20 protein-coding genes are annotated in these 23,423 nt (G+C 62.1%); 6 read left to right on the top strand and 14 right to left on the bottom strand.

The features are described 5' to 3' along the window. Positions 1-87: 87 nt before the first annotated feature. The 5 genes from L1069_RS06320 to L1069_RS06300 all read right to left on the bottom strand — a co-directional run bounded on the left by L1069_RS06320 (position 88) and on the right by L1069_RS06300 (position 6,718). Entirely contained in the window at positions 88-528 is a 441-nt protein-coding gene (locus tag L1069_RS06320; RefSeq protein WP_237455088.1) for a hypothetical protein, read from the bottom strand. An 80-nt stretch (positions 529-608) separates the two neighbouring features. Then, positions 609-2,141, bottom strand: coding sequence for an acyl-CoA carboxylase subunit beta (locus L1069_RS06315; protein ID WP_237455087.1), 1,533 nt, complete (start codon positions 2,139-2,141; stop codon positions 609-611). A 167-nt stretch (positions 2,142-2,308) separates the two neighbouring features. After that, a complete protein-coding gene (locus tag L1069_RS06310; protein ID WP_237455086.1) occupies positions 2,309-3,541 on the bottom strand; it encodes a hypothetical protein in 1,233 nt (410 codons plus the stop codon). Between the two features lie 22 nt (positions 3,542-3,563). Beyond that, positions 3,564-3,947, bottom strand: a complete 384-nt coding sequence (locus L1069_RS06305) for a hypothetical protein (RefSeq protein WP_237455085.1) — start codon at positions 3,945-3,947, stop codon at positions 3,564-3,566. Beyond that, positions 3,944-6,718 (bottom strand): hypothetical protein, encoded by a 2,775-nt coding sequence (locus L1069_RS06300; protein ID WP_237455084.1) that lies wholly within the window; start codon positions 6,716-6,718, stop codon positions 3,944-3,946. Before L1069_RS06300 ends, L1069_RS06305 begins: the two co-directional genes overlap by 4 nt. A 184-nt stretch (positions 6,719-6,902) precedes the next feature. On the opposite strand from L1069_RS06300, the gene L1069_RS06295 reads away from it, so the two are divergent. From L1069_RS06295 to L1069_RS06280, 4 genes are all read left to right on the top strand, one after another. Continuing rightward, a complete protein-coding gene (locus L1069_RS06295; RefSeq protein ID WP_129370412.1) occupies positions 6,903-8,114 on the top strand; it encodes a multidrug effflux MFS transporter in 1,212 nt (403 codons plus the stop codon). A gap of 75 nt (positions 8,115-8,189) precedes the next feature. Next, the gene (locus tag L1069_RS06290; RefSeq protein ID WP_237455083.1) at positions 8,190-9,578 is read left to right on the top strand and encodes a helix-turn-helix transcriptional regulator; all 1,389 of its coding nucleotides are present in this window, start codon (positions 8,190-8,192) and stop codon (positions 9,576-9,578) included. A gap of 45 nt (positions 9,579-9,623) precedes the next feature. After that, complete coding sequence (locus L1069_RS06285) at positions 9,624-10,472, top strand: patatin-like phospholipase family protein (protein ID WP_237455082.1); 849 nt, start codon at positions 9,624-9,626, stop codon at positions 10,470-10,472. Between the two features lie 155 nt (positions 10,473-10,627). Next, positions 10,628-11,236 (top strand): class I SAM-dependent methyltransferase, encoded by a 609-nt coding sequence (locus L1069_RS06280; RefSeq protein WP_237455081.1) that lies wholly within the window; start codon positions 10,628-10,630, stop codon positions 11,234-11,236. Between the two features lie 91 nt (positions 11,237-11,327). Here L1069_RS06280 and L1069_RS06275 read toward each other — a convergent pair whose 3' ends face one another. The 5 genes from L1069_RS06275 to L1069_RS06255 form a co-directional block, all read right to left on the bottom strand. Continuing rightward, positions 11,328-11,567 (bottom strand): YdcH family protein, encoded by a 240-nt coding sequence (locus L1069_RS06275; RefSeq protein ID WP_129370408.1) that lies wholly within the window; start codon positions 11,565-11,567, stop codon positions 11,328-11,330. 207 nt (positions 11,568-11,774) lie between these two features. Next, positions 11,775-13,430 carry a choline dehydrogenase gene (gene betA / locus L1069_RS06270; protein ID WP_134830176.1) on the bottom strand — a complete coding sequence of 552 codons (1,656 nt, stop codon included), beginning with the start codon at positions 13,428-13,430 and terminating at the stop codon, positions 11,775-11,777. Between the two features lie 210 nt (positions 13,431-13,640). Next, complete coding sequence (betB, locus tag L1069_RS06265) at positions 13,641-15,098, bottom strand: betaine-aldehyde dehydrogenase (RefSeq protein WP_237455080.1); 1,458 nt, start codon at positions 15,096-15,098, stop codon at positions 13,641-13,643. Between the two features lie 62 nt (positions 15,099-15,160). Further along, the gene (gene betC / locus L1069_RS06260; protein ID WP_237455079.1) at positions 15,161-16,669 is read right to left on the bottom strand and encodes a choline-sulfatase; all 1,509 of its coding nucleotides are present in this window, start codon (positions 16,667-16,669) and stop codon (positions 15,161-15,163) included. 124 nt (positions 16,670-16,793) lie between these two features. Beyond that, entirely contained in the window at positions 16,794-18,002 is a 1,209-nt protein-coding gene (locus L1069_RS06255) for a BCCT family transporter (protein WP_129370404.1), read from the bottom strand. 159 nt (positions 18,003-18,161) lie between these two features. On the opposite strand from L1069_RS06255, the gene betI reads away from it, so the two are divergent. Further along, positions 18,162-18,737 carry a transcriptional regulator BetI gene (gene betI, locus L1069_RS06250; RefSeq protein WP_129370403.1) on the top strand — a complete coding sequence of 192 codons (576 nt, stop codon included), beginning with the start codon at positions 18,162-18,164 and terminating at the stop codon, positions 18,735-18,737. 3 nt (positions 18,738-18,740) lie between these two features. Here the strand turns inward: betI and L1069_RS06245 are convergent, their stop codons facing one another. The 4 genes from L1069_RS06245 to L1069_RS06230 all read right to left on the bottom strand — a co-directional run bounded on the left by L1069_RS06245 (position 18,741) and on the right by L1069_RS06230 (position 22,438). Further along, positions 18,741-19,769: a DUF1036 domain-containing protein gene (locus L1069_RS06245; protein WP_237455078.1), complete on the bottom strand. Its 1,029-nt coding sequence runs from the start codon at positions 19,767-19,769 to the stop codon at positions 18,741-18,743. Between the two features lie 66 nt (positions 19,770-19,835). Beyond that, entirely contained in the window at positions 19,836-20,756 is a 921-nt protein-coding gene (locus L1069_RS06240) for a DMT family transporter (RefSeq protein WP_237455077.1), read from the bottom strand. Positions 20,757-20,806: 50 nt separating this feature from the next. Continuing rightward, positions 20,807-21,751, bottom strand: a complete 945-nt coding sequence (locus L1069_RS06235) for a pirin family protein (protein WP_134830181.1) — start codon at positions 21,749-21,751, stop codon at positions 20,807-20,809. An 84-nt stretch (positions 21,752-21,835) separates the two neighbouring features. Continuing rightward, positions 21,836-22,438: a LysE/ArgO family amino acid transporter gene (locus L1069_RS06230; RefSeq protein ID WP_237455076.1), complete on the bottom strand. Its 603-nt coding sequence runs from the start codon at positions 22,436-22,438 to the stop codon at positions 21,836-21,838. A gap of 89 nt (positions 22,439-22,527) precedes the next feature. On the opposite strand from L1069_RS06230, the gene L1069_RS06225 reads away from it, so the two are divergent. Continuing rightward, the gene (locus L1069_RS06225; RefSeq protein WP_237455075.1) at positions 22,528-23,412 is read left to right on the top strand and encodes a LysR family transcriptional regulator ArgP; all 885 of its coding nucleotides are present in this window, start codon (positions 22,528-22,530) and stop codon (positions 23,410-23,412) included. Positions 23,413-23,423 lie beyond the last annotated feature (11 nt).

Genomic DNA, 23,423 nt, shown 5'->3' with positions numbered 1-23,423 from the left:
CCCGGCCCCCGGTTTCCCAGGCTCCTCCGGCCGGGGCTGCTGGCGCAGCGCATAAAGCGCGCGCTGTAGGTATCTGACTGAGGCGGATCATGAGACTGATTCGTTTCCCTTGTCAAATTTTGCCGCAATTTCGGGCGTATTATTCGTTTTCGGGCCCGTTTCCGGGCATGTCTTGTCCCGGCGCCGCACCGCATGGCGCTGCCAGCGGGCCCGGTTGGCGGGGTTTTCCAGAACGTCGGTAATCAGCCCGGCGGCATTGGAGGGCACCCGGCCCATCACCTGCCCGCCTGCACGGACCCGCAGCCCCTGCCCCGCCCCCGGCCCCGTGGCGGTGATTTCCACCACCGGAGAGAAGCCCCGCATGCCCTGCAGCTTACGCCACATATCCTGGCGGATCTGATGCGCCAGCCGCAGCGGGTCGCCCGGCATCAGCACGGTCTCCGCCGCCACGTCGAACTGCGCAGGCAGGCGGCGCGACAGCGTCAGGCTGCTGTCCGTGCGGGTGATATGCCAACGGTTGCTGGACAAATCCGAAGACTCCCTCTTCTTTCTGGTCAAAAATACCTTCGGGGGTGCGGGGGCAGACAGCCCCCGCTCAACATCCGCAATTACAGCGGAATGTTGTCGTGTTTCTTCCACGGGTTCTTCAGCTGTTTGCCGCGCAGGGAAGCAAAGGCGCGCGAAACCCGGCGGCGGGTGGATTGGGGCATAATCACCTCGTCGATAAAGCCGCGTTCTGCCGCCACAAAGGGGTTGGCGAAACGGTCTTCATAATCCTTGGCGTGGGCCGCGATCTTGTCCGCGTCTTTGAGATCGGCGCGGTGGATGATTTCGGTCGCGCCCTTGGCGCCCATCACCGCGATTTCCGCGGTCGGCCAGGCATAATTGAAATCGCCGCGCAGGTGCTTGGAGGCCATCACGTCATAGGCGCCGCCATAAGCCTTGCGGGTGATCACGGTGACCTTGGGCACGGTGGCTTCGCCGTAAGCAAACAGCAGCTTGGCACCGTGTTTGATGACGCCGCCGTATTCCTGGGAGGTGCCCGGCAGGAAGCCCGGCACATCAACAAAGGTCAGGATCGGGATCTCGAAACAGTCGCAGAAGCGCACAAAACGCGCGGCCTTGCGGGAGCTGTCGATGTCGAGACAGCCTGCCAGCACCATCGGCTGGTTGGCGACGATGCCCACGGTCTGGCCCTCAAGACGGATGAAACCGGTGATGATGTTCTTGGCGAAATCCTCCTGGATCTCGTAGAAATCACCCTCGTCCGCGACCTTGGTGATCAGCTCCTTCATGTCGTAGGGGCTGTTGGGATTGTCCGGGATCAGGGTGTCCAGGCTGCTCTCGATCCGGCCCGGTTCGTCAAAGAACGGGCGCACCGGGGGTTTTTCGCGGTTGTTCAGCGGCAGGAAGTCCACCAGGCGGCGGACTTCGGCCAGCGCTTCGACGTCGTTTTCAAAGGCGCCGTCAGCAACCGAGGATTTCTTGGTGTGGGTGGAGGCGCCACCCAGCTCTTCAGCTGTCACCACCTCGTTGGTCACGGTTTTCACCACATCCGGGCCGGTCACGAACATATAGGACGTGTCTTTGACCATGAAGATAAAATCGGTCATTGCGGGTGAGTACACGGCGCCGCCGGCGCAGGGGCCCATGATGACGGAAATCTGCGGGATCACGCCAGAGGCCATGATATTGCGCTGGAAAATCTCGGCGTAGCCTGCCAGCGCGTCAACGCCTTCCTGGATGCGGGCGCCGCCGGAATCATTGATGCCAATCACCGGCGCGCCGTTTTGCATCGCCATATCCATGATCTTGCAGATCTTCTGGGCGTGGGTCGCCGAGACCGAGCCGCCCAGCACGGTGAAATCCTGGGAAAACACATAGACCTGGCGGCCATTGATGGTGCCCCAGCCGGTGACCACACCGTCGCCTGCCGGTTTGTTGTCTTCCATGCCGAAATCGGTGCAGCGGTGGCTGATGAACATGTCGAACTCTTCAAAGCTGTCCTCGTCCAGCAACAGTTCGATCCGTTCACGGGCCGTCAGCTTGCCGCGGCCGTGCTGCGCGTCAATGCGGCGCTGGCCGCCGCCCAGCCGCGCGTCCTGGCGGCGGTCTTCCAGCTCGGAAAGGATGTCTTTCATGGCACATGTCCCCTGTAGATTTCACCGGGACCATATATTGCGCTGCAGCGAAGCCAAAGAACATTATCGCAAATTTGCAAATCGTTTGCATACGCATGGTGCAAATCTGTAAATCAGCAAACTCTGCATTCGGGTTCCAGCCCCTGACCGGGGCCGGGAAGGCAGCCTCAGGCCGCTTTGGCGATCTCGGCCATTTGCCGCAGGGCGTTTGTCAGCGGTGTTTTAACCGGGGCTTTGACTCCGAAAGGATTGTCTTCGACCATGCCGATCACCGGATCGTCCTTAAGGAACTTCAGATAGGCGGCAATCTGGGCCAGCAGCGCCTGTGCGGCTTTTTTGCGGGCGTCGCCAGCGGCCGATTTCATCTCGAACAAGGCCTTCATCAGCGCCGTCTGGTTGCCGTCCGTGACACCTGCCAGCCCGGCATCGGCGATTTGCGCCAGCACCGGGTGGTTGTGGGACTTCAGCGCGTCCTGCAGGCTGGAGACGCCGCGGTCCACGTCCTCCTTGGCGGCTTGCCAGATTTCCATCACGTCCGCTTGCGGCGCCGTGTCCCCGGCAGGCGTGTCCAGCGCCTTGATCAGCGCCTTCAGGCCATCGGCGGCCGCGGGCAAGGCACCTGATTTCAGGTTGGCGGCGATAGCGCGGGCCTGTTCAGCCAAGGGCGCGGCCTGTTCCGGCGGCAGGGATTTAAGCTTGGCCGCCTGTGCGGTCAGCAGCTTGCCCAGTTTTGCGGCCTGCTCGGACTGGGCCGGGTCCGCGGGCGCAGGCTTGGGCTGGCCGCCCAGTTTGGCAAGGGCTGCCTCAAGCCGGTCGAGCCGGGCCGCGCAGGCGTCGTGATCACCCTGCCCCAGCAGTTTCACGCTGGCTTTGATTTCCGGGGCCAGCTTGCCTGCCAAGTCCGGCTTGCCCAGCGCCTTGACCGCCTCAGCCGCTGCCGCAATGCGGGATTTCAACGCCGCAGCAGCCCCTGCATCAGGCGTACTGTCTTCGGCGGGGCGGGGTTCAGGGCTGGTCCCTGCGGTATCGTCGTCATCCGGCAGGCTGTCTTCGTCAATGATGCTGCCATCGGGGCCGACAAGCACCGGCTTAAACTTGACCATGCCCTCCTTCATGAACTTTTTCTTCAGCTGCTTGACGATGCCCTTCAGCGGTTTTTCCGGCTGCAGGAGAACCTCGTTTTCCTCGACCCGCAGGGTGCCGAAACAGGATTTCTTGATCCCCGGCGCCTTTTTCATGTCGCCGCGCAGCACCTTGCCGGGTTTGCGCAAGTCGATCATCAATCCGCAGTCTTCCGGTTTGCCCGCAAGGCCAAAGGCAAAAGGCAGCTCCTTGCCGGAGGCCTTGGCCTTTTTCAGAAGTTTCAGAACAGCGTCCGCGTCAAAAGCCTGATCAGGCATAGCGTGTCTCCTAAGCTGGCTCCTAGCTGGCGTTGCCGGTGAAGGCGTCCCAGTCCTCAGCGCTCATTTCCACAAAATCGAGATCGGCTTCGTCGCCCGGTTCGGACAACGGCTGATCCGGCCAGATCATCCCGTAGGCGCGGCGGAACAGCGCCTGCAGTTCGGCGTCGTCGAACGGGTATTGCTGGCCTGCAAACTGGCTGATGCGTCCAGCCGGGCGGGCGATCAGCGCGTCCAGCGCCAGCCGCAGCCAGTCCAGGTTGCCCTCTTTATAGGCGCGTTTGTGCATGCTGCGGATGTCGGCGTCGAACTGGGCCAGATCGGACATCGGATCAGGCGCGTTCACCGCCCGGCCCATGGTCAGAAGCCGCGTATAGCCCGCGATCAGTTCCTTGCGGATTTTCATGGGATCATGTTCCCCGGATTGCCATTGGTGTAGGTCTTGGTCTCGTTATCCCAGCCATCAGCGACCGGGTATTGCTGCATCATCACCCAGCGGCCCGGTATTTTGGCCGGAGCGGTGCCGTGCCGGGTGGTGTATTTCGCCACATAGTCAGCGTTATCCTGCGCTTTTTCCTCGGGATAGTCGGTTGCAGGATCGGGATTGTCTGTGGTTTCCGCAGGCAACAGCTCCGGCTCCCAGATGAAGTTCACATAGGCACGTGTCAGCCCCTCGACCTCCTCGAAGCTTTCATAGGTCTTATCGGAAATCGGCTCGCCGTTGTCATCGGAGCGCACGTGTTTCTTGTGGCCGATATAGGCCTTGTCGATCGGGCGGCCGTGTTCGACGGTGAAGTCGGCGCTTTCATCAGGGTCGGTCAGCGGATCACCGGAGAAGGTCATTTCGGTTTCAGTGATATCAACACCTTTAGCCAGCGCGGCCTCGGCAGCAATTTCGCGGCCTGCAAGCCAGTCCTGCGGGCTGTGGAACTTGGACGACGCACCGGTATAGGAGCGTTCGTCGTCGGAATGCGCATTGGGCGGCTTGCCGGTTTTCAGCCGGATGATCAGATCCTCGTCGCTGACGTCCGGACCGTGGCGGTCCAGCGAGTGGCCCGCGTTGCTGCCGACCCCGTCCAGCATTTCATAGGCTTCCGCCGCTTCATTGCTTAGCCCTTCGAGATCGGTGCGGATGCCGTCAAAGGCGGTCCTGGCCTTTTCAAAATCCGGCTTCTTTGCCTCATCCTCAGCAGAGGCCACCCGGACCTCCAGCGGATCCAGTTTTTCCGCCTCCAAGTCCGCGCGTTTAAGCGCGCCAATGATGCCCTGCACCTGGAAACGGGCCGTGGCCATCGGTTTGACCGTCTTCAGCAGCTTTTCATGGGTGTCCAGCATCAGGAAGGCGTCGCCGTATTCCTTGTCCGTTCCGGCCCGGTCCTTGGCCGCCTGCAGGGCTTCGTCCAGTTTGCTCTCGGCAGCTGGCAGTTTGAGGTATTTCTTGGTCCGGTCGTGCTGTTTTTCGACCTTGGCCAGCTTGGCGCGGTAATCCGCCATGGCCAGCACCAGATCCATGTAATCGGCGTTATCCAGAACCGTTTGCAGTTCACCTGCGGCCTTGGCCGGATCACCGCTGCGGGCAGTGAGATCGGCGGCCTTGACCGCGTCATCCAGCGTGCTCTTCAAAACATCCGCTTCATCGGGCAGCACCGCAAGCAGGTCTTCGGCGGCTTTTTTGGCGGTCAAATAGCCTGGCATTGCCCGCAATAGCGCCAGCGCGGCCGGCACGGCGGTGATGGCCTCGGGGTATTTCTGCGCCGCAATGGCATCCGCCACCGGTTTGTGGAAGTCATAGTCCGCAGCACCTGGGTGCCGGGTCAGGATCTGCGCCATTTCGCGCCGGTCATCCACCACTTTTTCCAGCTGAAACAGCTGGTTGAGCTTAACATGATACTGCGGCGCGCCGGTTTTCTTGTCGAAGTTATCCGCATCGGCCAGCAGTTTGTGGTCGTTCCAGGTGGTGTTCAGATCACTGAGTTCCGGCTCTGTCAGAACCTTTTTCAGGGCATCGTATTTCTTTTCCAGCGCCTTGACGATCTGTTTGGAGTGGCTCTTGCGCATCAGATCGCGGTTAGCCTTTTCCCAGACCTTCAGATCCGCCTGTGCGCCCGCGGGATCATTGTTGCCTTTGAATTTCTGCTTGGTATCCGCCGCTGCCAAAGCGTTGCGGAATCCCTCGTCTGCCTTGAGAGAGCCGTCAAAGCCGCGCATATAGCGGGCCAGTTTGCCGCGCTCCTTGGAGCTGTAGTCGATCAGCTCCTGCAGCAGCGCCTTGGCCTCGTTGAATTTCTGCTCCTTATAGCCTTTTTTCTTGGCGTTTTTCAGGTGATTGCGGAAATCCTTGGCGTCCGGAACAGCGCTGCCGAGGATGAACTCGCAACGGTCATGGGTTTTCGCCATGTATTCGTCCATCAGCGCGGCAAAGCTGAGAGCCTCTGCCAGATCCCCCTCGTCGCCCAGATTGGATTTCCAGGCCTCCAGGGCCAGTTTGGCGGCGCCGAATTCCCCGGCTTTGGAATGGACGGCGGCGGCTTTCATCTGGGTGCCGCGGGCGGCTTCGGCGGTATCTTTGGTACCGCCTGTCATCGGGTTGATCAGCGCCAGCGTGGCGCTGGTCCAATTGTCGAAGAAGAGACCATAGGTATTGGCGTCTTCCGCCTTGGATGAGGCATCCTTGGCCGCGGCCTCCACCGCTTCAAAGTCCTTGTCGGTAACGGCGGCGGCCATGGTCTTTTGCGCCGCCTTGATCAGCCCCTCCACATAGGTAAAGGCACCCTGGTCCAGACTGTCGCGCACCGAGGCGAATTTATCCTCAGCTGCGGCCAGGGCGGTCTGCGCCTTGTCACGCGCTGCCGCAACAGCCAGCTGCGCGGCGATCTGGCTGGACAGATCCGAGATATCGCTGTCGATCTTGTCAAAGGCGCCGGCCTCATCCGCGCTGAGGATTTCCTTTTTCAATGCTTTGCGCCCGCCCGCCAGGCTGCGCCGCGCGCCTGAGCTGAGTTCGGCGGGAATGGTGATCTTGTTCAGCTCGGTCAGGGCCGCCGAACGCCTGTTGTCCACGTCTTCATTCACCGGATCGGGGAAGTCAGGCATGGTCCAGGCCTTGAGGCTGTAAAACCGTTCGGCCCATTGCCGGATGGCCGGATTGTTGGCAAGCGGATCAGGGGTATTGGCCATGGGTCACCTCAACAGAACTTAAAAGGACGGGCCTCGGGGGAATGCGCGAATTGAAGGAATGCTTAAGCAACCATAGGGGAGGCTTTGAATTCGGCGCAAGAGTCTTTTGACGCTGCGGCAACCTTATGCCCTGCCAGGCCGGGGACTGATGGACAAGACGGGCCGACTGCTCTAACCGGATGGTATGTCCACATATAATTCCCGCGTGTCCGGCCAGCGGACGCCTCCGCGCATTTTCACCCTGATCCTGCTTGCCGGGCTGTCGGCGCTTGGCATGAACCTGCATCTGCCGTCGCTGGCGGGGATGTCCGAGTATTATGCGGTCGATTACCGGGTGATGCAGCTGTCGGTGGCGCTGTATCTGGCGGGCAATGCGGTGGTGCAGATCTTTGTCGGGCCGATCTCGGACCAGATAGGACGGCGGCCGGTGATCCTGGTCAGCATTGTGCTGTTCCTGCTGGCAACATTGGGCTGCATCTATGCGCCGACGGCCGAGGCGTTCCTGCTGTTCCGGGTGGCGCAGACGGCGGTGGCGGCCACTATGGTGCTAAGCCGGGCGGCGGTGCGCGACATGTATGACACCAACCAAGCCGCCAGCATGATCGGCTATGTCACAATGGGCATGGCAATTGTTCCGATGATCGGCCCCGCCATCGGCGGCTTCCTGGATCAGTGGATGGGCTGGCAAGCCAACTTCTGGCTGCTGTTCCTGGTCGGTGCGGCGACACTGGCCATCACCTTTACCGATTTTGGCGAGACGGCCCACAAAAGCGGCAAGACGCTGATGGCGCAGTTCCGCGAATACCCGGAGCTGCTGCGCTCACCCCGGTTCTGGGGCTATTCGCTGGCCTCGGGCCTCGCGTCAGGCGCTTTCTTTGCTTACTTGGGCGGCGCGCCTTTTGTCGGCACCGAGGTCTATGGCCTTAGCACGGCGGAGCTGGGGGTTTACTTCTCCACTCCGGCGGTGGGGTATTTTGCCGGCAATTTCATCTCGGGGCGGTTTTCCACCCGGATCGGGGTCAACCGCATGGTGCTGTGGGGCTGCATAATCAATGGCGGCGGAGTTCTGGTGTCGCTGCTGATTGCAATGGCAGGCGCCGACAGTGTGTTCACCTTCTTTGGCCTGATGTGCTTTATCGGCCTGGGCAATGGCATGGCGATCCCCAACGCCACTGCTGGCGCCATCTCAGTCCGCCCGCATCTGGCAGGAACTGCGTCCGGCCTGAGCGGTGCGATCATGATCGGCGCGGGGGCCGCGCTCAGCGCCTTTGCGGGGATGCTTTTGGTGCCGGGATCCACCGCGGTGCCACTGCTTGCGATCATGTTCGGCACCGCAATGTGCGGGCTGGCTGCAATCCTGCTGGTGGTCCGGCGGGAGCGGCAGATCGGCGCATAACGCCTGCGGCCGGCTTGCAGGCATGGGTTTGCAAATATACCATTCGCAAGAGTTGGATTTGCAAAGGGGCGCCTAATGGCCACCCAGAAACTATACGCCGGCGCCAAGCTGCGCGAAATGCGGCAGCGGCTGGAGCTGACGCAAAAGGATTTTGCCGCCAAGCTGGGGGTCTCCCTGCCCTATCTGAACCAGATGGAGAACAACAACCGGCCAGTATCGACCACGGTGGTGCTGGCGCTGGCGCAGGAATTCGGCATGGATGTGACCGAGCTGTCTGCAGGGGACAGCGAACGGCTGGTCAGCGACATGCGCGAGGCAATGGCGGATCCGGTCTTTGCAGATGACGCGCCGCCGCTGGCGGATCTGCGGCTGACGGCCTCGAACGCGCCAGCCCTGGCGCGGGCCTTTCTGTCGCTGCACCGGGCCTACAGGCAAACGCATGAACGGCTGGCCTCGCTGGACGAGGCACTGGGGCGCGAGGACGCGCGCATTCAGGCGTCGCCTTGGGAAGAGGTGCGCGATTTCTTCCATTACTGCGACAATTACATCGATGCAGTGGACCATGCAGCCGAGCATTTTGCCGCCGCCAATGACATCCGCGCGGCAGCCGTGGCCGCGCTGGAACGCGGCGGCGTGACCGTGCGCCAATCCGAGATGGAGGGCTTGCGCCACTATGATGCGGAGACCGGCGTGCTGCATCTATCCAACCGCTCGGCGCCGCAAACACAGCTGTTTCAGATGCTGCTGCAGGTGGCGCTTTTGCGGCAAAACGCGCTGCTGGAAGCGACGCTGGATTTTGCAAAGTTCCAAAGCGAGGAGGCCCGCGCCATCGCCAAGATCGGCCTTGCCAATTATTTCGCTGGAGCCGCCCTGATGCCCTACACAAGGTTTCTGGAGGCGGCGCAGGCCTGCCGCCATGATCTGGAGCTTCTGTCGATCCGCTTTGGCGCCTCAATTGAGCAAATATCGCACCGGCTGTCGACCATGCAGCGGCCCGGCGCCAAGGGAGTGCCGTTTTTCTTTGTCCGGGTTGATCAGGCTGGCACGATCACCAAGCGGCACTCGGCCACGCGGCTGCAGTTTGCCCGGTTCGGCGGCGCCTGCCCGCTGTGGAACGTGCACCGGGCGTTTGAGACCCCGGGCCGGTTCCTGCGCCAGCTGGCAGAGACGCCGGACGGGGTGCGCTATATCTCACTGGCGCGGGATGTGTCGAAACCGGGCGGCTCATTCGGATCCCCGGTGCGGCGCTATGCCATTGCGCTGGGCTGCGAGGTGCGCCACGCGGAGGCGCTGGTTTATGCAGACGGGATGGATGTGAACCAGGACAGCGCCTATGAGCCGATCGGCATTTCCTGCCGCATCTGCGAGCGGAAAGACTGCCACCAGCGTTCGGTTCCGCCGCTGGAACGGCGGCTGACCATCAACACCGACCAGCGCGGCGTGCTGCCGTATGAGGTCAGCTGATGCACCGGCTGGCCTGCGCGCCTGGCGCACTCTAGGGTAGGATTCATGGCAGATTTTGAACAATTGGTCCTGTCCGGCGGCGGCTGCCGCTGCTTCTGGCAAGGCGGTTTTCTGCACGTGGTGCAGAATGAACTGCCGCTGAGCCCCGCCCGCGTGACCGGGGTTTCTGGCGGCGCCCTGACGCTGGCCGGGTTCCTGGCGGGCCGCGGCGAGCGGGTGCTGGCGGAGATGAAGGAGGCCTTCCGTTCAACCGGCAGCAACATCAATTGGCACCACCCTAGCGAGGCCGGACTGACGCCGCACCAGACGGTCTATGAGGAGGTGGTCACCCGGTCGTTGGATGGCGATGCCATGTCGCGGGTGGCCGCCGGGCCGCAGGCGCAGATCCTGCTGGGCCATCCGCCCTCTGACCGCTGGGCGCGCCTGACTGGCAGCCTGGCGACGCTGGCCTATGAAACCGAGCTGCATATGGTCGGCTCGCCGCATTTCAACTGGGCAGAGCGGCTGGGTGTCAGCTCCAGCCTGGTGGACGCCCGCGCCGCAGCGCAGGAGGGGAAGCTGGCCGCTCTGGTGCGGTTCGCGGCCACCATCCCGCCTGTGTTCGCCCCGCCCCGCTGGAACGGACGGGCGGTGATCGACGGCGGCATGGCCGATCAGGCGCCGATGCCGGACCCCGACAAGGGGCGCACGCTGGTACTGCTGACGCGCCCGTACAAGCGCCTGCCCGAGGTCGCCGGGCGGTTGTACGTCTGGCCCGAGGAAGAGGTGCCCGCGGATAAGATCGACTTCACCGATCCGGAGAAGATCCAGGCCACCTGGGACGCAGGCCTGACGGCTGGGGAAAAGTTCCTGCGGGAAAGAGCGGCAGGGGTGATCCCTGACGCCGCGGATTGAGACACTGAGCGTCTGGAAACAATGCCTGTCCCCCGAATTGTCTGCCGTATTGACTGCCGCGTCCGGCCCAGCCAATGTCCGGTGCTTCCGCGGCACGCACGATCGGGTCTTCAGCGGACCGGAGCCGTCGCCAATACTGAGGGAATGCATAACGAATGACAGACGACTGGAATGACTATGCGGACGGGTGGGACGGCAACAGCGATGTCAGGCTTTTTGCAGCCAGAGCGTTTTCCGCGCTCGACTCGCATGCCGGAATACGCGGTGAGGCTTGGCAATCGAAACGTGTCCTCGACTTTGGATGCGGAACCGGGCTGCTGACGGAACTGATTGCACCGCATGTTAAGGAGGTGATTGCCGTTGACACCTCGGACAGGATGATTGCGGTCCTGAAGGACAAGAATCTGTCCAGCGTGACACCTGTCCACGCGGACATCCTAGGCGGTGGAGCTGCGGGCGGCAAAGACCGGCTTTCCGGATTCGATTTGATCTGCGCGTCTTCCGTCTGCGGCTTCCTGCCGGACTACGCAGCTGCCGTGAAGGCACTTTCAGGCCTGCTTGAGCGCGACGGCCGGTTTGTGCAATGGGATTGGCAAGGCCAGGACGGCGGTGGCTTCGGGCTGACAGAACAACAAATGCGCGCAGCACTTACGGCTGCGGGGCTTGGCTCTATTCGGGTGAAACAGGTCTTTGCGCTGGACACCGGCGGGCAATCCATGCCGGTCTTGATGGGCTCAGGTACCTGCAACGCAGACCGGCCCTGAAACGGGTCTAGGCCAGTCAGGGCCGAACAGGTTCAAAAAAACAGAACGGGGCTACAGTGATACCCCGCTCTGCCTTAAACACGATCTGCTCTCACGCCTTCGACAATATCCCCCAGATCTCGTCCTTCAGCGCGGCGCGTTGTTTGCGCAGGCCGGTTTCGGCCTCAGCACTCACTGGCTCCACGTTGGTTTCGGCCCGGTGCACGGCTCGGTTCACCTCGTGGTATTCGTCCGACAGCTTGGCGAAATGGGCATCGGCCTGTTTCAGCTGACTGATCTGCACTGCCTTTTCGGGGAATTCTTCGGCCAGTTCATGGGGGGTGTTGGACATCTGCCCGCTCCTTTTTTTGGGTCGGTTGCAGGTTATCCGCAGCGCTGCGCACCCGCTTTGACGCGGATCAAAAGATGCGGCAAGCGCGCTGATTTTCAGGCCTGATTTCAGCCCCGTTCCCTGGCCCGATCCCAGGCCAGGACATCAGGAAATAAGCCGCCCGCACAACGGGGAGGTGGCGGGCGGCTTGCTGGCAGCGCAACAGGATCAGCGCTGCGCCTGGCGCCAGTCCGGGTTGAACCACGGTTCAGCGTTCGAGGACGGCAGGCGGCGGCCCAGGATGTGGTCCGAGGCCTTCTCGCCGGTCATGATCGAGGGGCCGTTGAGGTTGCCGTTGGTGATGCGCGGGAAGATCGAGCTGTCGGCAACCCGCAACCCGTCAACACCGATCACCCGGCACTCCGGATCGACCACCGACATCGGGTCATCAACTGCGCCCATCTTGCAGGTGCCGCAGGGGTGATAGGCGCTTTCCACGTGCTCCCGGATGAAACCGTTCAGCTCCTCGTCCGATTGCAGCGCATCGCCGGGCTGGATCTCATGCTTGAGGAATGGCTTCATCGCCTCCTGGCCGAAGATTTCGCGCGTCAGACGGATGCATTTGCGGAAATCCTCCCAGTCCTGTTCGGTCGACATGTAGTTGAACAGGATGTTTGGCGCGTCTTTCGGATCGGCAGAGTTCAGCGTGACCTCGCCGCGCGAGCCGGAGCGCATCGGGCCGACATGGGCCTGGAAACCATGGCCCTCTGCCGCGGCCTGACCGTCATAGCGGACGGCAATCGGCAGGAAGTGATACATGATGTCCGGGTAGTCCACCCCCTTGCCGGACCGGACAAAAGCGGCGCTTTCGAACTGGTTCGAGGCGCCAAGGCCGGTCTTGGTGAACAGCCATTGCGCCCCCACCAGCGCCTTGCCGAACAGGTTCCAGTATTTGAACAGGGTGATCGGCTGTTTGCAGGCGAACTGGAAATAGAATTCCAGGTGGTCCTGCAGGTTCTGACCGACGCCGGGGCGGTCGGCGACCACGTCAATGCCGTGTTCCGCCAGATGTTTGGCCGGACCGATACCGGACAGCATCAGCATCTTGGGGGAATTCAGCGAGGAGGCGGCCAGGATCACTTCGGTATTGGCGCGGATCACTTCAACCTTGCCGCCGCGTTCAACCTCGACCCCGACGGCGCGGCCGTCCTCGATCACCACCTTGCGGGCGAAGGCACGGATCAGGTTGCAGTTGTCACGCTTCAGCGCCGGGCGCAGATAGGCGTTGGCAGCGGACCAGCGCTGGCCTTTGTAGACCGTCATCTCCATCGGGCCGAAGCCTTCCTGCTGCTCGCCGTTGTAGTCGGAGGTGACCGGGTAGCCCGCCTGCGCGCCTGCATTGACAAAGGCGTCGTGCAGCGGGTTGTCGCGGGGGCCGCGGGTCACATGCAGCGGGCCGTCGGTGCCGCGCCAGTCCGGATCGCCGCCATGGCCGCGATCGTTCCAGGTTTCCATGCGTTTGAAGTACGGCAGCACGTCGGCGTAGGACCAGCCGGCAGCGCCAGACTCGGCCCAGTGGTTGTAGTCGCCGGCGTGGCCGCGCACATAGACCATACCGTTGATCGAGGAGGAGCCGCCGATCACCTTGCCGCGCGGGCAAACCAGTTCGCGGCCGCCCAGATGCGGCTCGGGCTGGGATTTGTAGCCCCAATCGTACAGCGGCATGTTCATCGGGTAGCTGAGCGCGCCCGGCATCTGGATGAACGGCCCGGCATCGGTGCCGCCGTGTTCGATCACCAGAACCTTTTTGCCGGCCTCAGACAGCCGGTAGGCTATTGCACAACCGGCAGACCCGGCCCCGACAATCACATAATCCGCGTTCATTTCTTCTCTCCATTGCGGATCCGGGTTGGGTCAAGGATGCCATTGGCACCGCGCCTTGGCGCGGCTTGTCCTTGAGGCATCCCGAATCTGCCTCATCATTGTACTGGTCTGCTGAGGACGCAAAGCGCCCTCAGCGACCTCTCAGCAACCCCTTCCCTCTTGCCCTTTCGGGCAACGGGGCGGGCGGGTGGGCGTTGCCCGAAAGGGCAATCAGAATGCCGCTTCGACGTCGCCCATGCGGACGTAGACCGATTTCACCTGGCTGAAGTGCTTGATCGCCTCTTTCGAGTTCTCGCGGCCCACGCCGGATGCCTTTACGCCGCCGAACGGCGCCTCGACCGGCGCGTCGTTGTAAGAGTTGATAAAGCAGCTGCCGGCCTCAAGATTGCCGATCACCCGGTGGGCGCGGGTGAAGTCCTTGGTGAACACACCAGCGGACAGGCCGAATTCGGTGTCATTGGCGCGGGCGACGACCTCTTCTTCGGTGTCGAAATCGAGGACAGACATCACCGGGCCGAAGATTTCTTCGCGCGCGATTGTCATGTCGTCGGTCACATCGGCAAAGACGGTCGGCTCGATAAAGTAGCCGTCCTTGTCGGCGCGGTTGCCGCCGCAGATCAGGCGGGCGCCTTCTTCTTTGCCCTTCTCGATGTAGCCCAAAACGATGTTCATCTGGTTCTCGGTGACCATCGGGCCAAAGCTGGTGGCCTCATCCATCGGGTCGCCGATGATGGCATTCCCGGTGCGTTCGGCGAGACGGGCAAGGAATTTTTCCTTGATGCCTTTCTGCACAAACACGCGGGTGCCGTTTGAGCAGACCTGGCCGGAGGAGTAGAAGTTGCCGTTGATGGCGCCGCCGACGGCGTTGTCGATGTCGGCATCGTCAAAGATGATCAACGGCGACTTGCCGCCCAGTTCCATGGTGACGTGCTTCATGCCCGCAGCGGCGGCGGCATAGACCTTCTTGCCGGTCGGCACCGAACCGGTCAGCGAAACCTTGTCAACGCGCGGATCGGTCACCAGCGCACCGCCCACTTCGCCCATGCCCTGAACGACGTTGAAGACGCCTGCGGGGGCGCCGGCCTCGATCAGGATTTCGGCCACTTTCAGGGCGCAGAGCGGCGTGGTCTCGGACGGCTTGAACACCATCGAGTTGCCGCAGGCCAGCGCGGGCGCGCCTTTCCAGCAGGCGATCTGGGTCGGGTAGTTCCAGGCGCCGATGCCGACGCAGAGGCCCAGCGCCTCGCGTTTGGTGTATACCCAGTCCTCTCCCAGCGGGATGTGTTCGCCGGTGAGGCTTGCTGCCAGACCGCCGAAATACTCCAGCGCATCGGCGCCGGAAGTTGCATCCGCCACCAGGGTTTCCTGCAGCGGCTTGCCGGTGTCATAGGTTTCCAGCACGCTGAGGTCGTGGTTGCGCTCGCGCATGATGTCGGCGGCGCGGCGCAGGATGCGGCCGCGCTCGGTGCCGGTCATCTTGGCCCATGCTTTTTGCGCTTCCTTGGCGGTGGAGAGTGCCTGTTCAACGATTGCGGGCGTTGCGGCGTAGACGGTGGCGATCTGCTCACCGGTGGCGGCGTAGATCACCGGGATCGGGGTGCCTGCGGTGTCTTCGACGTATGCGCCGTTGATGAAGTGGCTGGCTTTGGGCTGTGCGGGGTGGGTCATATTTTCATGCCTCCGGCGGGGATATTGGGGGCCAGAAGAACTGGCGGGGTGCTGATTTCGGGTTATTCGCCGCGGGGAAAACGTTTGTTTTCCTCGAGGGTGTTAAGATCCATGTGGTTGCGCATGTAGCGCTCGGATGCCTTTTGCAGCGGCTGGTAATCCCAGGGGTAATAGCCGCCCTGGCGCAGAGCCTCGTAGACCACCCAGCGGCGGGCCTGACTGGCGCGCACCTCGGCGTCGAAGACCTCCAGGTCCCAGCGGGCGTCTGATTTGGCGCGCAAGGTTTCCAGCGTTCCGGCATGGGCCGGATCGGCTGCCAGATTGGTCAGCTCGTGCGGGTCGGCCTGCAGATCGAACAGTTGATCGGGGTCCAGCGCGCAGCGGTTGTATTTCCACTTGCCATAGCGGAGCGACACCAGCGGCGCATATGAGGCCTCAGCCGCGTATTCAATGGCAACCGGCTCAGTCCGTTCCGTGCCGGTGGCCAGCGGCACCAGGTTCTGGCCGTCGGTCCAGGGTTCGATTTCAGCCATATCGACACCCGCCAGCGCGCCCAGCGTCGGAGTCACGTCTAGCGTGGAAACAGGTGCTTCGATCAGACCCGCAGGCAGGTCCGGCGCGGAGATCATCAGCGGCACGCGGGAGGAGCCGTCATAGAAGCTCATCTTGAACCACAGGCCCCGTTCGCCCAGCATGTCACCGTGGTCGGAGACAAACAGAATGATTGCCTCCTGCCGGGTGGTTTCCAGCACATTCAGGATCTCGCCGATCTTGTCATCCAAATAGGAGATATTGGCGAAATAGGCGCGGCGGGAGCGTTTGATGTTCTCTTCTGTGATGTCGAAGCTGCGCCAGTCGTTGGCGTCAAAGATCCGCCGGGCGTGCGGGTCGTGGTCTTCGTAATCCATTGCCGGAACCTGCGGCAGAAGATGCTCGCAGTCCTCGTAGAGATCCCAGTACTTCTTGCGCGCCACATAGGGGTCGTGCGGGTGGGTAAAGCTGACGGTCAGCGCCCAGGGGCGGTCGTCCAGCCCGCGCGACAGCTCATAGAGCTTGGCAGTGGCATTATAGGCGACCTCGTCGTCGTATTCCATCTGGTTGGAGGTCTCCGCGACCCCTGCCCCGGTGACGCTCCCCATGTTGTGATACCACCAATCAATGCGTTCACCGGGCTTGCGGTAGTCCGGGGTCCAGCCGAAATCAGCCGGGTAGATGTCGGTGGTCAGGCGGTCCTCGAACCCGTGCATCTGGTCGGGGCCGACAAAATGCATCTTGCCTGAAAGGCAGGTGTAGTAGCCTGCGCGGCGCAGATGGTGGGCGTATGTCGGGATGTCGCTGCGGAACTCAGCTGCGTTGTCATAGACGCCAGTGCGCGACGGCAGCTGGCCGGACATGAAAGACGCCCGGCCCGGTGCGCACAAGGGCGACGCGGTATAGGCGTTCTTAAAGCGGGTCGAGCGTTCCGCCAGTTTCTTAAGGTTCGGAGCATGCAGCCATTCGGCGGGGCCGTCCGGGAAAAGCGTCCCATTCAACTGGTCAACCATCAGGATCAGGATATTCGGGGCACTCATCGCGGACCTCCCAGTATTGGCGATGTTTCTTCGAAAGGCGCCTGGCAGGCCCGAAGGCGCTGCCAGGCAGTTAGAGGCTGGTCCCATCATTCGGGGAAACTAGGGGCCAGCCGGGAGACCGCCCTTAATGGGCTGTCTTGATCTTGTCGAAGTCGAGCGTGTTTTCCTCGGGCGAAGCGGTGATGCTCATCACTTCGCTGCGCTTGAACAGCACGATATAGGCCAGGCAGGCGACATAGATGCCGATCACCACGGTGCCGATCCATTGGATCTGCAGCCACTGGCTTTGGAACGCCAGGGTCAGGGCAAACAGTACAACCGCATTGCCCAGCACATAAGGAATGGTGCCGAAACGCTTGGCCGTCAGGTTCAAGTTGTCGGTGTAGAGGCGGATCAGCGAGTCAAAGGAGTTGACCACGAAGATGATGCCCACCGCGACCATGGAGACATTGATCAGCAGCGTCGTCTCGATGCTGTTGAGGTGGTAATAGTACAGAACCGAGAACCACACACCCAGCGGGATCGACGGGAAGATCAGCAGCGCTGCCAGAACCTGCCAGGTGCGCAGCCCGCCGACAAAGCGCGAGGTGAACTGGCCGATCATGATCGACCATGCGAACCACCAGAACAGGTAGAATTCGTGATAGTCGGTCAGCGGCAGCACGAATTTGTGGATGTTGGCAAAATAGCCGCCGATGTTAGAGGCAGTATCGCCGAAGGCGCTCAGCCCCATACCGGAATAAGCCCACATGCCGAGGATCAGCGACAGGAACAACACGGTGGAGCCGACCGACAGGATGCGCACGTATTTGATGTCGGTCGACGAGAAGGCGGCAAACAGGATCACCAGGAAGGTAATGACATAGAAGGCCGGGATCACGCTCTCGCCGTCGCCCATGAAAGTGGCATAATACGGCAGGTAGATCAGGAACAGCGCGCCGGTGAAGGCGCAGGTGCCGATGATCACGATGTTGTTGAGCCATTTCACCAGCGGGATCTCAAAGAACTTCACCCGCGGCTCGACCACGCAGAAATAGAAGGTGGTCAGGAAGTAGAAGCCCCAGATCAGGAAGCCCCAGAAGCCGAATTCCAGCGCCAGCGGGTTGGTGAACCCATAGGCGGGCTCTGCCGCGGTGTCGGCATAAAGCGGAAAGTCCCAGGCCAGCGGGAACATGATCAGGCCGACGTCCAGACCCGAGGTGAAGAGGATTGCGATGAAGGTGAACAAGTGGACCGGAGTCACGCCGACGTTGCGGACGTTCCACCACTTGATCACGCAGAACACCACCAGTGCAAAGGCCAGCAGAATCCCGAATGAAATGATTGAAGTCATATGTCCCTCCCATTTCCAGGCGGTTCCCGCCCTAAGACATGGGTCGGGTACATAACACAGCAGACTGATCGGCCAAATAGTTTTTTGAATGGTCATTCAAGATTTGAATTCCCTCGAACAACAGTTGAAACGCCGGCCCAATTGCCGCACAACTTATTCATGAGCAGGAAACGCATCCGGGATATCCGCAACGAAGAGCTGATCGAAGCCACCATCGTTGCAGTGCATGAGCGCGGTTACGGTGTTGTAACCATGGCGGAAATCGCCAGGGAGGCCGGTGCTTCGGCGGCCTCGATAAACTATTATTTCGGCTCCAAGGAAGGGCTGATGGAAGCCACAATGCTGCATCTTCTGGGCAAGCTGCGGCGGGCCATGGCGGATGGCTATGCCACAGCGCGCACCCCGCGCGAACGGCTATATGCGGTGATGGACGCGAACTTTGCCGACGGTCTTTTCACTGTGCCCCAGTGCAGTATCTGGATGCAGTTCTGGGCAAATGCCCCCTATTCGCCGCGGCTGAGCCGCCTGCACCGAATCAACCGTGCCCGGGTGCGCAGCCATGTCCTGGCCGAGCTGCGGGCGCTGCTGCCCGGCGGACAGTTGGAAACCGCGCGCCAGGCGCTGCAATGCTATATGGACGGGGTCTGGCTGCAGGCCGCGCAGTCGGAAGATCCGCTGAATCCCGAGGCCGCGCGAGCTGCGGCGCATCTGGTTGTGGATCTTGTCATCCCATAAGGCCTAGCCGCCAGGCAGCCGTTCGTAGTCCAGCCGGGTTCCGCGCGGCAAATAAATAAGTGTCATTCCATCGCGGGTCAGAGAATCGATCTGATAACACAGTTTGGTGCCGCTCTGGCTGTCCCAGGCCATCAGGAAGTCACCCGTAAACCCCATGCCGCGGCAGCCTTGCTGGATCGTGACAAACTCCGGGGTCATTTGCCTGCCGCCGTATCGGACCTGGCGCACGGCACCGGAAATGGCAAACCGGTCATTGGGGTTTTGCACGGACCGCCACTCTCCCTGCATGTTCTGCAGCATCTTGTCGAACCGGTTCGGCACACGCGGCGTGACACTGTGCAGCTCCAGCTCTGCAAAGGAGCCGAAACGGGTGACTATCTCACCGTCAATAGCCAGCGGGGTGCCGCGCACCAGCCCCAGCAGGAATGTGAAGACCGGATCGGAGATCCGGACCTTGCCCACAGCACCAAACTCCATCCCGCCGCCAACAAAACTGCAGGTGACGGCGCCCGGGCTTTTCTGCTGCTTGCAGCCTTGAAAGACCACCTCCGCCGCGTAATGAAATTGGTCTTCTGTTGCGTCATGCCCGTCCTCAGCGGCGGCAAACGCAGCCTCCCGGCGCTCGGACTGTGATCGGGAACTGAGCAGAACCTGCGGTCCTGCTGGTGCCGTAACGGTTTTGGCAAAACCCTGCATTGCATAGCCTTGTGCGGTGCAATCGCTGCCATGCTCAATCCGGAACCGGCCCTGGGCCGTGCAAAACCGGACGCTGTCGTCGCGGAAACTGTATCCGGGGCTTTTGGCGCGGAAGTAGAGAAACCGGCCCTGATAGCCGGCCGGCACCGGTTCGGCGCAATCTCCCGGGATGAGCGGCTGCCAGCCCTGCACCACCCAACGGCCGTCAATCCGCAAGCTGACGGCCAATTGATGCAAAGCCTCAGTATCGTTGCAGATACTGGGCCCGGCCTGGGCGGCCGGCGGATCAAAAAGGGCCGCCAGCAGCAACGCCGTGGGCCAAAGCCAATTCGCCATGCGCGGTCTCCGCCTGCGTCGGTAAGAGCGGGAGATTACTTCGGGTTTGTAACATCCATAAGACGATCAAACACCAGTCGCATTACCGGAAGGTGTAAGAGCCTTCTTTTTAATTCTGGCTTCACGCCACGAGATAAAACTGACCGCAGCCAGGATCAGCCCGCCGCCGGACATTACCCAGATGTCAGCCGGTTCACCAAACGCCAGCGCGCCCAGCAAGGTGGCCCAGACCAGTTGCAGGAACGTGACCGGCTGGGTCACCGCCACGGGTGCCGCAGCAAAGGCAAGCGTCATGGTGTAGTGGCCCGCGGTGGCAAAGCTGGCGACTCCGAACAGAATTGCAATCTCGGCCAGCGTGGGCGTCACCCAGACCGCCAAGGCAAAGGGGGCAAGGCCCAGAGTGACAAAGATCGACAGCATGCCGACCACGACAGCCGGGCTGTTGCTGCCGACAGTAAACTTGGCGATCAGGTAAGAGGCCCCGAAGGACACGGCAGTGAACAGCATGGCGATATGGCCGGGGGAGACTTCGCGGAAGCCCGGACGCAGGATGATCATCGCGCCGATCAAAGCGACAGCAATCGCCGATATCCGGCGCACCGCCAGCTTCTCCCCCAGAAACAGCGCAGCCCCCAAGGTGACATAAACCGGGGACAGGTAGTTCATTGCCGTAACCTCGGCCAGAGGGATCTGGGTCATGGCATAAAACCACAGGATCACGCCGGCAGAATGCACCACGCCGCGGCCTGCAAACAATGCCCAAAGCCGCGGGGTCAGCTGCGCCCGGCGCAAGGCCCCGGCCATCGGGATCAGAAACACCAGCCCCAGCAAGTACCGCAAAAAGGCGCTTTCGGCGGGCGGGATGCGGCTGCCAAGGTGTTTGACCAGCGCTGTGACCGCCACAAAACAGAGGCCTGTTACAACCATCCAGAACACGCCCCGGAGAGGGTTTTGCGCGGTTTGGACGGATTTGACGGTTTGGGACATGGCCGGACAGAACACCCGTTCGGGCGGCGGCGCAAGGCTTCACATGTGAATTATTTCCGCTTCTCTGGCAGCGGGGTGAATTCTTCATCATCGCCAGGCGGCAGCTGGAAGCGGCCCTGCTGCCAGTCGCCAGCGGCCCAGGCGGACTTGGCGTCTTCGATCCGGTCGCGGGAGGAGGCGACGAAGTTCCACCAGATATAGCGCGGCCCGTTCAGCGTCGCACCGCCCAGCGCCATCAGCCGCGCCCCTTGCGGGCCTGCGGTCACAGTGATCGCGTCACCGGGCCGGAAAACCATCATCCGGCCGGCCTCAAATGTTTCGCCGGCAATCTCAACCGATCCTTGCGTGACATAAAGCCCCCGGTCCTCGTGATCCAAGGGCAGCGGCAGTTTGGCGCCCGCCTGCAATACCGCATCGGCATAAAATGTTTCAGAATAAAGCGTTGCAGGGGCTTTCTCACCCCAGGCGGAGCCGAGGATCAACCGCACGGCCTTGCCCTCGCCCTCCAGCAGCGGCAGCGCTTCCTTGCCGTGGTGTTCAAAGGCCGCGGGCGTGTCCTCGTGGCTGTCGGGCAACGCGATCCAGGTCTGAATACCGAACAGGCTGCTTGGGGCTGCGCGGGTCGTGGCCGAGGTGCGTTCGGAATGGGTGACCCCCTGGCCTGCCACCATCCAGTTCACCTCGCCCGGATAGATCATCTGGTGAGTGCCTAAGGAATCGCGATGTTCGAATTCGCCCTGATAGAGATAGGTCACAGTGCCAAGGCCGATATGCGGATGCGGGCGCACGTCGATGCCTTGCCCGGTCAGGAACTCCGCCGGCCCGGCCTGATCGAAGAAGATGAACGGGCCGACCATCTGGCGGCGCGGTGCGGGCAAGGCGCGGCGGACCTCAAAGCCGCCGAGGTCACGGGCGCGCGGGATAATCACCGTTTCAATTGCATCAAGGCTGCCCGCATCGGGGCATTGCGGTTCCAGTGCCGGGTTCCAGCTCATCCTTCCCTCCTGTTGGCGGCTTCAGGAGGAAGGTAGCGCATTTCTGCGCAGGCGTTAGAGCGGCCTGCGCACAGATGCTGTTCGTCACATCATCAGCAGTTTCAGCGCAATCGCCCACATGGTCAGGCCGACGATGGCATCCAGCACCTGCCAGGCGCGCGGGCGGGCAAAGACCGGAGCCAGCAGGCTGGCGCCATAGCCGAGCGTGAAGAAAAAGGTGAAGCTGGCGATGGTGGCCCCGGCGGCAAAGACCAGCGGCTCGGGGTATTGTGCTGAGATCGAGCCAAGGAGAACCACTGTATCAAGGTAGACATGCGGGTTCAGCCAGGTCAGCGCCAGCACCGTGGCCAGTACCGGCAGCAGGGCAGCGCCTGCGCCTTCGCCCGCCGTGTCCAGGGTTTCGCCGCCGCGCCAGGCGCTGCGCAGGGCGCGGGCGCCGTACCAGATCAGAAAAGCCGCACCGCCAAGCCGCATCGCCTGTTCAAACCACGGAACTGCCAGCGCAAGCGAGCCAAAGCCGAAAACACCCGCAGTGATCAGCACCGCATCGGATCCCGCACAGGTGAAGCAGATCCAGAACACATGCTGGCGCCGCAGCCCCTGGCGCAGAACAAAGGCGTTTTGGGCACCGATCGCCGCGATCAGGCTAAGGCCAAGAGCGAATCCGGCAAGCAGGCTGGGGGGCATTGTGGTCTCCATCGTTGTGCTGGGGTTTGACTAGAGACTGCCACGCCATTAATCCAGTTAAAGAGGCTTAAGTCAGATTAGAGTTGCTAATGCAGATGGATCCCAGCCAGATGGCGGCGCTGAGCGCGGTGCTGCGCCTTGGCACTTTTGAGGCCGCGGCGCATTCCTTGCGGGTGACGCCATCAGCCGTTTCGCAGCGGATCAAAGCGCTGGAGGACCGCATCGGCACCGCGCTGGTGCTGCGCGGCACGCCCTGCACCGGAACGGCGGCGGGTCTCAGGATTGCCAAACATGCCGAGGACATCGGCCTGCTGGAGGCGCAGCTGGCGCGGGAACTGGCTTTGGAGGTGGATCACGGCCCGGTGCGGCTGCGGATTGCGGTCAATGCAGACAGCCTGGCCAGCTGGTTCATTGACGCGATGGCCGAGGTGGACGGGGTGCTTTTCGATCTTTTGGTGGATGATCAGGACCACAGCGCGGAGTGGCTGAAGCGCGGCGAGGTCTCTGCTGCGGTGACGGCCAGCGCCAAGCCGGTCACCGGGTTTGACGCCCATCCGCTGGGCACGCTGGACTATGTGGCAACCACCAATCCCGACTTCATGGCGCGCTGGTTTCCGGCAGGGGTGACGCCGGAGGCTGCCGCCCGCGCTCCGTGCCTGATCTTCAATGCCAAGGACAATCTGCAGCGGCTGTGGCTGGAGCGGAATGTGGCGCCGCAGCTGGCGCCGCCTGCCCATTACCTGCCCTCGACCCAGGCCTTCATTGATGCCGCCGCGGCCGGCCTGGGCTGGGGCATGAATCCGTTGGCAATGGTCGCCGGCGATATCCGCAGCGGGCGGCTGGTGCCACTGATCCCTGAGACCACGCTGCCGGTGCCCTTGACCTGGCAGGTGGCGCGGGTAATGGCCCCTGCCCTTGCGGAGGTGACCCGCGCCGTGCAGAAATCTGCTAGGCAGTATTTGACCCAAAGCTAAACAGGAAAGCC

Source organism: Leisingera sp. MMG026 (assembly GCF_021654205.1).
Lineage (GTDB): Bacteria > Pseudomonadota > Alphaproteobacteria > Rhodobacterales > Rhodobacteraceae > Leisingera.
The sequence above is the reverse complement of the archived record's forward strand: the minus strand, read 5'-3'. Positions and strand labels throughout refer to the sequence as shown.